General features: G+C 71.7%; 11 protein-coding genes. 7 read left to right on the top strand and 4 right to left on the bottom strand.

Features of this window, described 5'->3' with window-relative positions; all coding sequences use genetic code 11:
* Positions 1-179 precede the first annotated feature (179 nt).
* The gene (locus ABT288_RS27350; RefSeq protein WP_351612878.1) at positions 180-1,604 is read left to right on the top strand and encodes an amino acid permease; all 1,425 of its coding nucleotides are present in this window, start codon (positions 180-182) and stop codon (positions 1,602-1,604) included.
* Here the strand turns inward: ABT288_RS27350 and ABT288_RS27345 are convergent.
* Complete coding sequence (locus tag ABT288_RS27345; RefSeq protein ID WP_351612876.1) at positions 1,562-1,780, bottom strand: hypothetical protein; 219 nt, start codon at positions 1,778-1,780, stop codon at positions 1,562-1,564. The two genes, ABT288_RS27350 and ABT288_RS27345, sit on opposite strands and share 43 nt — an antisense overlap.
* Positions 1,781-1,996: 216 nt before the next feature.
* Here ABT288_RS27345 and ABT288_RS27340 point away from each other — a divergent pair, with 216 nt between their 5' ends.
* The 5 genes from ABT288_RS27340 (at position 1,997) to ABT288_RS27320 (ending at position 6,248) form a co-directional block, all read left to right on the top strand.
* Positions 1,997-2,566, top strand: coding sequence for a sigma-70 family RNA polymerase sigma factor (locus tag ABT288_RS27340; protein WP_351612874.1), 570 nt, complete (start codon positions 1,997-1,999; stop codon positions 2,564-2,566).
* 143 nt (positions 2,567-2,709) lie between these two features.
* Positions 2,710-3,225 carry a hypothetical protein gene (locus ABT288_RS27335; protein WP_351612872.1) on the top strand — a complete coding sequence of 172 codons (516 nt, stop codon included), beginning with the start codon at positions 2,710-2,712 and terminating at the stop codon, positions 3,223-3,225.
* Between the two features lie 172 nt (positions 3,226-3,397).
* Positions 3,398-4,051, top strand: coding sequence for a zf-HC2 domain-containing protein (locus tag ABT288_RS27330; RefSeq protein WP_351612869.1), 654 nt, complete (start codon positions 3,398-3,400; stop codon positions 4,049-4,051).
* A gap of 146 nt (positions 4,052-4,197) precedes the next feature.
* Complete coding sequence (locus tag ABT288_RS27325) at positions 4,198-4,587, top strand: hypothetical protein (protein ID WP_351612866.1); 390 nt, start codon at positions 4,198-4,200, stop codon at positions 4,585-4,587.
* 2 nt (positions 4,588-4,589) lie between these two features.
* Positions 4,590-6,248: a caspase family protein gene (locus tag ABT288_RS27320; protein ID WP_351612863.1), complete on the top strand. Its 1,659-nt coding sequence runs from the start codon at positions 4,590-4,592 to the stop codon at positions 6,246-6,248.
* Positions 6,249-6,257: 9 nt separating this feature from the next.
* Here the strand turns inward: ABT288_RS27320 and ABT288_RS27315 are convergent, their stop codons facing one another.
* The 3 genes from ABT288_RS27315 to ABT288_RS27305 all read right to left on the bottom strand — a co-directional run bounded on the left by ABT288_RS27315 (position 6,258) and on the right by ABT288_RS27305 (position 10,583).
* The gene (locus ABT288_RS27315) at positions 6,258-7,121 is read right to left on the bottom strand and encodes an Fpg/Nei family DNA glycosylase (protein ID WP_351612860.1); all 864 of its coding nucleotides are present in this window, start codon (positions 7,119-7,121) and stop codon (positions 6,258-6,260) included.
* 47 nt (positions 7,122-7,168) lie between these two features.
* Positions 7,169-9,250 carry a SpoIIE family protein phosphatase gene (locus ABT288_RS27310; RefSeq protein ID WP_351612857.1) on the bottom strand — a complete coding sequence of 694 codons (2,082 nt, stop codon included), beginning with the start codon at positions 9,248-9,250 and terminating at the stop codon, positions 7,169-7,171.
* 85 nt (positions 9,251-9,335) lie between these two features.
* A complete protein-coding gene (locus tag ABT288_RS27305; RefSeq protein ID WP_351612854.1) occupies positions 9,336-10,583 on the bottom strand; it encodes a DUF6777 domain-containing protein in 1,248 nt (415 codons plus the stop codon).
* Between the two features lie 130 nt (positions 10,584-10,713).
* On the opposite strand from ABT288_RS27305, the gene ABT288_RS27300 reads away from it, so the two are divergent.
* Complete coding sequence (locus tag ABT288_RS27300) at positions 10,714-12,135, top strand: lipase maturation factor family protein (protein ID WP_351612852.1); 1,422 nt, start codon at positions 10,714-10,716, stop codon at positions 12,133-12,135.
* Positions 12,136-12,146: the final 11 nt, after the last annotated feature.

The following is a 12,146-nucleotide window of genomic DNA, read 5'->3' as shown; positions in this document are numbered from 1 at the left end:
GGGCTCGCCGCCCTGCGCGCCGCCCCACCGCCCGGCTGCGGCTGCCGGCCCGGCCCCGCCCGGCCCGCGGCCCGCGCCTCGACGCCCGCCCGGGCCGTGCGTGGCGTCTTCCCTGTCCGACACCCCTGAGCCATCATGATCCGCCGTCAGCCGTTGCCGTCGGCGAAGAGGTGAGGCGCATGGCCAGGCTCCGCGCGGGCGAGGGGATTCTCCGCCGCAAACCCATCGAACGCATCGAGGAGACCGAGGTCGGCGAGGGCACCCGGCTGGACCGCTCGCTCGGGCTGTGGCAGCTCACCGCGATCGGGGTGGGCGGCATCATCGGCGCCGGTATCTTCACGCTCGCGGGCACGGTCGCCAACGGCACGGCGGGGCCGGCGGTGGTGGTGTCGTTCCTGGTCGCCGGTGTGGCGAGCGCCTGTGCGGCGCTGTCGTACGCCGAGTTCGCCGGACTGATCCCGAAGGCGGGATCGGCGTACACCTACGGCTATGCGGTGCTCGGCGAGTTCGCGGGCTGGTTCATCGGCTGGGACCTGCTGCTGGAGTACACCGCGATCGTGGCCGTGGTGGCGATCGGCATCTCGGGCTACTTCGGGTTCCTGGTCGAGGAGATGGGCGCGAAGCTGCCGCACTGGATGCTGGGGGCGCCGGGCACCGGGGACGGGCACCGGGTGGACCTGTTCGCGGTCGTGCTGTGCCTGCTGATCGCCTGGCTGCTGAACCTGGGCATCCGCAGCGCGGCCCGCTTCGAGACGTTCGTGGTGGTACTGAAGGTCCTGGTGGTGCTGCTGGTGATCGGGGTGGGCGTGTTCCACATCGACTCGGCGAACTACCAGCCGTTCTTCCCGTTCGGCATCGGCGGCGCCTTCACCGGCGCGGCGACCGTGTTCTTCGCCGTGTTCGGCTACGACGCCATGTCGACGGCCGCCGAGGAGTCCAAGGACGCCCAGCGGCACATGCCGAAGGCGATCATCTACTCGCTGGTGATCTCGATGGTGCTGTACGTGGCGGCGTGCCTGGTGCTGACGGGCATGCAGGACTACCGGCACATCGACCCGGAGAGCGGCTTCTCGAGCGCGTTCAAGGCGGTGGGTCTGAACGCGCTCGCGGACGTGATCGCGGTGGGCGCCATCATCGGCATCCTCACCGTGATGTTCACGTTCATGCTGGGCGTCACGCGGGTGTGGTTCGCGATGTCCCGGGACGGGCTGCTGCCCCGGTGGTTCGCCAAGACGCACCCGACGCGGCACGTGCCGACCCGCGTCACCTGGATCGTCGGTGCGGCCTCGGCGGTCATCGCCGGGTTCGTCCCGATCGGCGAGGCGGCCGAGCTGACCAACATCGGCATCCTGCTGGCGTTCGTGGTGGTGTGCACGGCGGTGATCGTGCTGCGCTACCGGCAGCCGGACCTGTCGCGCACCTTCCGTACTCCGTGGATGCCGGTCGTGCCGGCCATGGGAGTCGTCTTCTCGGTCTGGCTGATCACGTTCCTGATGTGGCAGACCTGGGTGCGGTTCGCCGTGTGGTTCGTGATCGGCTGCGTGATCTACTTCGGCTACTCCTACCGGCGCTCGGCGCTGGCCGAGGTGCGGCCCGCCCGATGACCGGCCGCGAGGCCGTACCGGTCCGGGACGAGCTCGGCCCCGGCGGCCTGCGGGCGGGCCGCCGCTCCGGGCGGGGCCGGGTGCCGGGACTGCTGTCGCTCGTGGTTCTGGCACGCGGCCGCGGCCGCGAGGACCGCGGTGAGGGCGAGTGCCACCTGTTGTCTGCGTCCGATCATCAGCTCACCCCAGGGATGTCGTACGACCGACAAAGCTGTTGACACATATATGGGTATGAATCCAACTCATCGGATAAACGGCCCGAGTGCTGTCATTAGCCCGTCCGGCGCCGTCCCGGACCGTCGGTCCGACCGTTCGCCGACGGGATCGACCGTCCGCCGCAGAGCCGTGCGCGCACCCTGTCCCCCGGCCGCACCCTGCGCTGCCATACGGCCATGACGGCCGGAACCACACTGATCCACAAGACGGCGGCACGGGCCCACGGGACGACGACCGCCGAGCACGAACTGGCCGCGCTCCAGCGCGAGCACGGCGGACCGCTCTTCGCCCTGCTGCTCAGGCTCTGCGACGGCGACCGGCAGCGCGCCGAGGACCTGGTCCAGGAGACCCTGGTGCGCGCCTGGCAGCATCCCGAGGCGCTGCACGCGGAGGACTTCGACTCCGTACGGCCCTGGCTGCTGACGGTCGCCCGGCGGCTCGCGATCGACGCCCGGCGGGCCCGGCAGGCCCGGCCCCGGGAGACCGGCGCCGAGATCCCGGAGAGCGCGCGCGTGACCGCCGATCACGCCGAACGGGCCGCCGCGATGCTCGATGTCCGGGAGGCTGTGAAGACGCTCACGCCGGAACACCGTGACGTCCTTGTACTCGTGTACTTCCTCGGGGCCAGTGTGGCGGAAGCGGCGCAGACCCTGGGCGTTCCACCCGGTACCGTGAAGTCCCGCGCGTATTACGCGCTGCGCGCGCTGCGCCGGGTCCTTCCGGATTATGCGGCGGACCTGCACTGAAACCGGAGGCCGGGTCAAACCTCGGCAAAGCGCCTTGCTGTGGCCCCCGTTCGGGCAATGGGCTGTCCTCATCCGCGTTCCGGGCGGGCGGCCCGACCCAGGGGCCGGGCGACGCGCACGTACCGGAGGAAGGGCAGGAAGGGATGCTGCACAGAGGGCACGAGAGCACGGACGGCACCGACGGCGGTGAACTGGTCGTCCCCATGGCCTGGTTGTATGCCGAGTACATCGCCGACGAGCTGCTGCGCACCGGCGATCTGATGCCGCCGACGTCCTTCGAGTTCCGGGCCGGCCGTGACGCGCTGGCGCTGACCGTCTTCCTGTCCGACACCGACGGGGAGCTGTCCGGCATCCGGGTGATCTCCCAGCTGGAGAACTGGCTCTCCCTGACCGCCTACGACCAGCCGTGGCGGGACTGGGTGCGCGAGCGCATGGCCGAGCTGACCGAAGGGGCCGACCGGTCCGGCACGCGTTCGCCCGACCTGGCCCTCGCCGCGGACGCCTGGCGCTGGCTGGAGGAGACCGAGCTGCTCGCGCCGGACCTGGACGCGGTGCCGGGCGGCGGCGGGCCGGCCGGCGAGGACGACGGGCCGAAGGTGTGGACGCCGGCCTGGCGCCTCGGGCTGCCCCTCGGGCACCTCGCGATCCATCTGTTCTGACCGCCCCTCCGGGGCTTTCCGAAGTTTTCCGGAATCGGACCAATCCGAGGGCCGCGCGGCTCCGAATCTCTGGTCCGGGATTCTGCGGTGGCTTGAGTGATTCGGCTGTCGGCTGCGTACGGATGGGTGCACGGAGTAACCCCACCCGCACCCATCGGCACGAGGATTCGGCATGAGGTCCCTGGAAAGGCATCGCGACGTCGGCGCTTACGCGCTCGGCGTGCTGGACGAGGCGGAAGCCTTCCGCTTCGAGGACCACCTCATGGAGTGCCCTCAGTGCGCGGCACAGGTGACCGAATTCGGTCCCGCCACACGGCAGTTGATGCTGTACCGCCGAGCCACGCCGCGCATCGTGCACCCCATGGCACAGCCCGGTCCCCGGCTGCTGGACCGGCTGCTCGGCGAGGTCGTGCAACGGCACCGGGCGCGCCGCCGGCGCTTTCTGTACGGCCTGGCCGCCTCCGTGGTGCTGGCCGTGGCCGGTCCCGGGATCGTGGCCTTCGCCGGCCGTGAGGAGCCGGCCTCGCACGTCACCGCGGCGACCGATCCGGGGACCGGGGTGTGGGCGGAGGTCACCGCCGACGACGGGGACGCGGGCAGCCGGCTGCGGCTGAAGGTGAAGGACGGCACCGGCCCGCACGCCTGCCGGCTCGTCGTCGTGGGCCGCGACGGCTCCGAAGAGGTCGCCGGTACCTGGATGGAACCCAGCCACGCCACCCGCACCTTCACCACGCTCGGAGCGTCCACGATGCACCCCGACGAGATCGCCCGCTACGACGTGCGCACCGAGGACGGGCAGCACCTGGTGACCCTCCAGGCCGACTGAGAACACCCCGTTGAAGCGTCAATCAGCTGGCCCCGCACACGGTTTGCGGCCGCGCGGCCGTGGGCGGAAACTGAAGACGATGACGTGGAGTTTGTGAAGGTCCGCTCCGCGCCGCCCCTCAGAGCACGGACGAAGGGGCTGAGCCGGTGGAGAACCAAGTACTGATCTGCCTCTCCCAGGAGGGGGCGGAAGCCGAGCGTGTCGAGCAGCTGACCGGCTATCTGCGTCAGGAACTGCTCGCGGCCGGTGTGGTCGACGATGTCCGTGCGGCCCCCGCCTCAGAGGCGCCACCCGGCACACGATGCGCGGACGTCGCTCTGGTCGGCTCCCTGCTGGTGGGCCTGGGCCAGTCCTGCTCCGGCCTGAACCACATGGCGACCGTACTCCGTGACTGGCTGGGTCGGTTCGGGAACACACGGCCGTCGCTGACCCTGACGCTGGACGGGGACACCGTGGAGATCTCGCCGGCGACGGACGAGCAGATGGCCGAGGCGTGGGAGATCTTCCGCCGGAAGCACTCCGCGACGGAGACCTAGACATGGGCGAGTCCCGGCACGCGCTGATCATCGCCAACGACGCGTACGAGGATCAGGGCCTCAAGAAGCTGAGAGCGCCCGGGCTCGATGCCGACGCCCTCTCCGCAGTCCTGCGGAACCCGCAGATCGGCGACTTCGAGGTGGATGTCCTGAGGAACGCCTCGGCCCAGGACATGAAGACGCGCATCGAGGCCTTCTTCAAGGACCGCCGCCGTGACGACACGCTGGTACTGCACTTCTCCTGTCACGGGATCAAGGACGAATCAGGCGAACTGTACTTCGCTGCCAGCGACACCCGGCTCGGACTGCTCGACGCCACGACGACCCCGGCCTATTTCGTCCACCGGTGCATGTCCCGCACGTTCGCGGGCTGCACCGTGCTGTTCCTCGACTGCTGCTACGCGGGCGCCTTCTCCCGCGGGGCGTCCACGAAGGCCGACCGGGACGTGCACGTCCTCGACGCCTTCACGGACGAGAAGCCGAGCGGGGGGCGGGGCAGGGCCGTCATCACGGCATCGAACTCCATGGAGTACTCCTTCGAGGACACCGAACTCGTCGAGGGCAGCGCCCAAAAGCCGTCCGTGTTCACCCACGCGGTGGTGGAGGGCCTGAGAACCGGCGATGCCGACCTCGACGAGGACGGTGAGATCTCGCTCGACGACCTGTACAAATACGTCTACGCCCACGTGAAGGACCAGAACCCCAACCAGACTCCGAGCAAGACCGTCGAGATGCAGGGAAGCATGCATCTGGCGCACAGCCGCCACCGCCGCATCAGAATCGACCCCGTCCCCATCCCGCGCCCCGTACAGGAAGCTCTCCGCAGCAGGAACGAGTTCACACGTCTCGGCGCCGTCAGGGACGTCCACGCCCGTATGCGGAGCCCGGACCTCTCCATAGCCGAAGGAGCGCGCCGGGCTCTGGAGGCCGTGGTCCGCGACGACACCCGGCAGGTGGCGGACGAGGCGCTCGGCGCCCTGAACGAGGCCCGCCTCAAGCCTGCCCCGGCCCGCCTGGACTTCGGCCGGGTCCCCCGGGGCGCCGCCGTGCCGCAGCAGTCCCTGACCTTGCAGGGCATCCCGCTGGCCCGCCATTGCGTCGCCCACGCCACGGGCAGGTGGCTGCGCGTCTCGGAGTCCGCGGACGGCCTGGCCGTCACAGTCGACGCATCCACCGAGGGGCGGCTGACCGGGGCCGTCTCGCTGAAGGGGGTCGCCGACGATGCCGTGGTCCAGGTCGCGGCCGAGGTGGTGCCGCCACCGACCCCCACGCACACGCGCCCGGCCAGAGCCCTGTGGGCCCCCACCCTGGCGGCGGCCGCCCTGGCCCTCGCCGTCACCTCGGTGATCATGTGGAGCGTGTCCGTCGTGGCGACGGTGTACGCGGCGGTGGACGCCAGTAAGTCCGGCGATCTCGCGTACTTCATGCACGTCCACCACGCGCTCCATCCGCTCATCGCCTCCCTGATCACCTCGGTGGCCGCGCTCCTCCTCGGTGCGCTCGCCCGGCACGATCTGAGCGTGCGGCGCAAGCGCTACACACAAGGGGTGAGGAGCACCACGCGTTCCCTCACCTCGACGGCAAGGCGTTGCGCGGCGCCGGTCCTCGTCCTGGCCGTGCTCATGAGCATCGCTTACAACGTCGTGAGCAAACGCTGGTGAGCACGCGGACTACTTCAGCAGTCTCGACAACCTGCGGTCCGCCAGTGGCTTGCCGCCCGTCTGGCAGGTGGGGCAGTACTGGAGCGAGGAGTCGCTGAAGGAGACCTCACGGATGGTGTCGCCGCACACCGGGCAGGGCTCGCCGGTCCGGCCGTGGACGCGCAGGCCGGTCTTCTTCTCGGTCTTCAGCCGCCCGGCGGCCACGCCACGGGAGCGGTCGACCGCCTCGGTGAGCGTCGAGCGCAGCGCGGCGTAGAGCCGGTGGGTCTCCTCCGGAGTCAGGGCGGCGGCGAGCTTGAACGGGGACATCCTCGCGGCGTGCAGGATCTCGTCGCTGTAGGCGTTGCCGACGCCGGCGATCAGGGACTGGTCGCGCAGGGCGCCCTTCAGCTGACGTCTCTCGTCCTTGAGGAGGGCGGCGAGGCGGTTCTCGTCGAAGTCGGCGGCGAGCGGGTCGGGGCCGAGCCGGGCGATGCCCTCGACCTGCTGCGGATCACGGACGACGTACACCGCGAGGCGTTTCTGGGTGCCGGCCTCGGTGAGGTCGAAGCCCTCGCCGGTCTCCAGCGCCACGCGCAGCGCGAGCGGGCCCTTGCCCGGCTTGGGCGGGCCGTCCGGCAGCCGGTCCCTCCACTGCAGCCAACCGGCGCGGGCCAGGTGGGTCACCAGGTGCAGCCCGCTGTCCGCCGCCAGGTCCAGGAACTTGCCGTGCCGCTGCACGGCCGTCACCTCGCCGCCCTCGAAGGCGGTGACGGGAGGGTCGTACGTCTTCAGGACGCTGACGGCGACCGGCAGCACCCGCACCACCCGGCGGCCGACCAGGTGCTCGGTGAGGAAGTCCTTCAGCGCTTCTACCTCAGGCAGTTCCGGCATGAATCCAGAGTGCCATCCGGTACTGACAACTCCCACGCCGAGCCGGCTCAGGTGCTCCGGCGGAACTCGCACCACACCGCTTTGCCGCTGCCGCGCGCCTCCACGCCCCACTCGTCGGCCAGCATGTCCACGAGCAGCAGACCCCGGCCGGAAACGCCGTCCTCCCCCGCCTCGCGGCGGCGCGGCAGGGCGCTGGAGGAGTCCTCGACCTCGATGCGCAGTCTGCGGTGGCCGCCGTCGAGGGCCCGCAGGGTCACGATCGCGGAGCCCTCGGTGTGCATCAGCGCGTTCGTGATCAGCTCGTCGGCGACCAGCTCGATCTCGTCGGCGCGGTCGCGGTAGCCCCAGGAGCGGACCGCGGCGCGGATCAGGTGCCGGGCCTGGGTGAGCGCGTCCGCGTCGCCGGGTGCCACGTGCTGCTGGAGCCGGCCGCCGGCGGGCGGGGCCTCCGGGGCGCGCCGGCGCAGCAGGAGCAGCGCCACGTCGTCGTCGCCGCCCCGGTCCTCGGCCATCTGGATCAGCCGGTCGGCGAGCGCGCGCACGTCGTCGGGGCCGTCCGCGACGAGCGCCGAGAGGCGGCGCATGCCGTCGTCGAGGTCGGCGCCGGGCTGTTCCACGAGCCCGTCGGTGCACAGCAGCAGGATCTGGCCGGGGTCGAGTTCGAGGGTGGAGACGGGGTACTCCAGCCGGCCGAACTCGGCGGACAGCCCGAGCGGCAGCCCGCCCTCGACCGGCACCCGGCAGCACCTGCCGTCGCCGTGCCGGATCAGCGGGTCGATGTGCCCGGCGCGGACCGCCTGCACGACTCCGGTGGACAGATCGGCCTCGGCGTACAGGCAGGTGGCGAAGCGGTCGGTGTCGAGTTCGTGCAGGAAGACGGAGGCGCGGGCCATCACGGCGGCCGGGGTGTGTCCCTCGGCGGCATAGGCGCGCAGCACGATCCGCAGCTGGCCCATGACGGCCGCCGCGTGGGTGTCGTGGCCCTGGACATCGCCGATGACCGCGCCGACCCGGCCGCCGGGCAGCGGGATCAGGTCGTACCAGTCGCCGCCGATGTCGCGGCCGAGGACGCCCGCGGCGGTGCCGGCGCGGTAGCGGACGGCCACGTCGGCGCCGCGGACGCTGGGGATGGTGCGGGGCAGCATGGCCTGCTGCAGGCCCCGGGCGAGGTCCTCGTCCTGCTCGTAGAGCACGGCCCGCTGCAGGCTCTGCGCGACGGTGCTGCCGAGCGCGACGAGGACGGCGCGCTCCTCGGTGGAGAAGCCGTGCCGGTCGCTGTAGAGCAGGCCCATTCCGCCGATCGGGCGGGCCTGGGCGATCAGGGGGAGGTAGGCGGCCGAGGTGATGTGCAGGTCGGTGAGGTGCGGCCAGAGGATCGGGTAGCCCGCGGCGAACTCCTCCGGTGACTCGATGAACCGCGGGCGGAGCGTGCGGACGACCTCGCTGATCGGGTAGGGCTCGTCGATCCGGGTGATCTGGGTGCCGGGGACCGAGGCTTCGACCGGTCCCTCCGCGACCAGCCGGATGCGGCCGGCCTCCACCAGCCCCATCACCAGGCTGGCCGCGCCGAGATGGCGGATGCCGCTGGTGTCCTTGAGGGCGTCGATGACGTCCTGGACGCTGCGGGCGTGGGCGAGGGCGGCGGAGACGGCCTGGACGACGTTGGTCTGCTGGCGGAACGCCTCGTCCTGGGCGGCCCGCAGGCTGCGCACCTCGCTCTCGGCGAGTTCCTCGGTGGCGTCGCGGACGATGCCGACGACCCGGCGCGGGCGGCCTGTGTCGTCCCGGCGGATGTAACCCTGGGTGTGGGTCCAGCGGAGGCTGCCGTCACGGCAGCGGATGCGGAAGTAGCCTCCGTAGTTCTCGCTGCCGTCCTTGATGGCCTGGGCCACCATGGCGTCCATCCGGGCCACCTCGGGCTGCGGCACCCGGACGGACAGGGACTCGGGGTGTCCGTCGTACTCCCCTGGCAGCAGGTCGAACACCTCGTGGGCCTGGGCGTCCATGTGGAACAGACCCGTGTCCAGGTCCCAGTCGAAGCTGCCCATGCGGTTGAGCGCCAGGATCGGATCCGGGTGGGCGGGCCAGTCCTCCGGGAGTGACACGGCACTCGCTCCCCGAACTGCCATGGGCCCACCTTGCCAGGATTCATCCGATTCTTCGACCTGTTCCTCCGGGCGGCTTCCGGGCGTGCGCGGCCGGTGCCGGAGGGGCTCAGCCGCCGGGGAGGTCCGCGGTGGCATCGCGGTCGGTGGTGTCGGGGACGGCGCCGGCGCGAGCGTCCGGTGCGTCGTCCGGGATCTGTCCGCCGAGGCCGGGCGGGCCGGAGGCGTCGGGCATGCCCGGCGGGCCGATCCCGTCCGGCGGGCCGATCGCGTACGGCGGGTCCGGGCTGCCTGGGGCTTGCGGGACGAGATCGCGGGACGGTGGGGTCCACGGGCCGGCCGTACCGGGGGCCTGGGTGCTCCGCCCGGCGGGCATGCCCGGTGCCGTCGGGGCGGCGGCCGTGGACGGGCCGCCGGTGTTGCCCACGGGGATTCCCGGCCGGCTCTGCCGCGGACCGGGCGGGGTGGGGTACGGCGGTGTGGTGCCCGGGGAGACGGTGTCCGCCGGGCCGGGGTCGCGCCCGGGCGCGGCGGTGGCCCATGCGGGCGGGGGTACGACCTGGTCATCGCGTACGTCGTGACCGATGCGGCGTTCGATCCAGGTGCGTGTCCCGGCGTTGACGATCGTGATGCTGGTGACCGCCCGGGGTGCCGGTTTCACCGCGATCACCTGGCCCGGACGGTAGCCGGACCAGGCGCTGCCGCGGGCCCCGAAGCCGGCGCCGTCGGCCGGTGCGGGTGCCCCGAGCGGGTTGCCGCAGGCGCAGCGCAGGCGGGGCACCCCACGGTTGTCGACGAGGACCGCGGTGCCGGCCTGCAGGACGGCCTGGTATCCGACGCCGTCTCCGTCGCGGTAGCCGTGGTCGGTGACCCGGGTGTCGGCGCGCAGCACGACGGGGGTCAGGCCGCGCAGATAGCCGCGAAGGCCTCTCGCGGGGACACCGGCCGAGCGGGCGAAGGCGTCGGCCTTGGCCCGGTCCGCCGTCAGATACCGGATCTGCCGTTCGACGTCGCAGCCGGCGACGCGGGCGGTGCCGCTGTAGAGGCCGGGGGTCTCGCCGGACAGGACGCGGATGGCGGGCAGGGGCACGACGACCAGCCCGGCGGGCAGTGCCGGCGGGGAGGACCCGGCGCCGGGCGGTCCGGTGGCGGCGGGATCGGCCCTCCCCGCACCGGATGTCGCCCGCGCGGTGACCGTGGACCCGGTGAAGGGGTCGGGTCCTTGGGCCGCGGCGGGCAGGAGATAGACGTCCTCGACGATCCGGGCCTCCTTGACGCCGGGGCGGGCGCAGCCGGCGACGAGGAGCGCCACCGAGAGGGCGCAGGCGATGGCGATGGAACCGGCGGGTATCCGCACCGTACACTCCGCATCACTGTGGGTGATTTCTCCCCATTGTTTGCATCGTGCCCGTTTGGCTGGCAACTCGGGGGCAGGTCATGATGAAGACGACACGGCGGTTCAGCCGCGACGAAGGGCGCGCACAGCCGTGAACTGGTTCACCGCTGCCGACTACTGGCTGACCCGGCTGGTCTTCCAGCGGGCCCTGGCCGCCCTGTACCTGGTGGCGTTCCTGACCGCGGCGCTGCAGTTCCGGGCGCTGCTGGGCGAGCACGGCATGCTGCCGATCCCCCGCTTCGTGGCACGGATCCCCTTCAAACGGGCGCCGAGCCTGTTCCATCTGCACTACTCCGACCGCTTCTTCGCCGGCTGTGCCTGGGCCGGCTGCGCGGTGTCGGCGGCGCTGCTGGCCGGCGCGGACTCCCTGCTGCCGCTGTGGGCCGGGATCCTGCTGTGGCTGGTGCCGTGGGCGCTGTATCTGTCGATCGTGAACGTGGGCCAGACGTGGTACGCGTTCGGCTGGGAGTCGCTGCTGCTGGAGACCGGATTCCTGGCCGCGTTCCTCGGCAACGACGAGGTGGCGCCGCCGGTCGTCGTGCTGTTCCTGCTGCGCTGGATCCTGTTCCGGGTGGAGTTCGGCGCCGGGCTGATCAAGATGCGGGGCGACGCGTGCTGGCGGAAGCTGACCTGCCTCGACTACCACCACGAGACACAGCCCATGCCGGGCCCGCTGAGCTGGTTCTTCCACCATCTGCCGAAGCCGCTGCACCGGGTGGAGGTGGCCGCGAACCACGTGACCCAACTGGTCGTGCCGGTGCTGCTGTTCACTCCGCAGCCGATCGCCTCGGCCGCCGCCGCGCTGATGATCGTCACCCAGCTGTGGCTGGTGCTGTCCGGCAACTTCTCCTGGCTGAACTGGATCGCCATCGTGCTGGCCGTGTCCGCGCTGCGGCTCCCCGGGTCTGCGCCGTCCGTGCCGGCCGCGCCGCTGTGGTACGAGGTTCTGGTGCTCGCGGTCGGCGCGCTGCTGCTCTTCCTCAGCTACCGCCCGGTGGTCAACATGATCTCCCGCCGCCAGGTCATGAACCGCTCCTTCGACCCGCTGCACCTGGTGAACACCTACGGCGCGTTCGGCAGCGTCAGCCGGGTCCGCTACGAGGTGGTGGTGGAGGGCACGCTGGACGACGTACCGCGCGAGGACTCGGACTGGCGGGAGTACGAGTTCCGCGGCAAGCCCGGCGACACCCGGCACTGGCCGCGCCAGTTCGCCCCCTACCATCTGCGCCTGGACTGGCTGATGTGGTTCGCGGCGCTGTCCCCCGCCTACGCCGGTGACTGGTTCGGCGGTCTGGTGGAACGGCTGCTGGAGAACGACCGCGACACCCTGCGCCTGCTGCGCCGCTCCCCCTTCCCGCCGGACACCCCGCCCCGGTATGTCCGCGCCCGCCTGTTCCGGTACCGCTACACCACCTGGCGGGAGCTGCGGGACAGCGGGGCGTGCTGGGAGCGGACGTACGTCCGGGAGTACATGCCACCGACGCGGCTGGCGGCGGTGGCCGGGCGGTCGTGAGCGGCCGGGCC

The sequence above is a fragment of the Streptomyces sp. NPDC001093 genome, from assembly GCF_040298985.1.
GTDB lineage: Bacteria > Actinomycetota > Actinomycetes > Streptomycetales > Streptomycetaceae > Streptomyces.
Note: the sequence above shows the minus strand (reverse complement) of the source record. Positions and strands in the feature narration are given on the sequence as shown.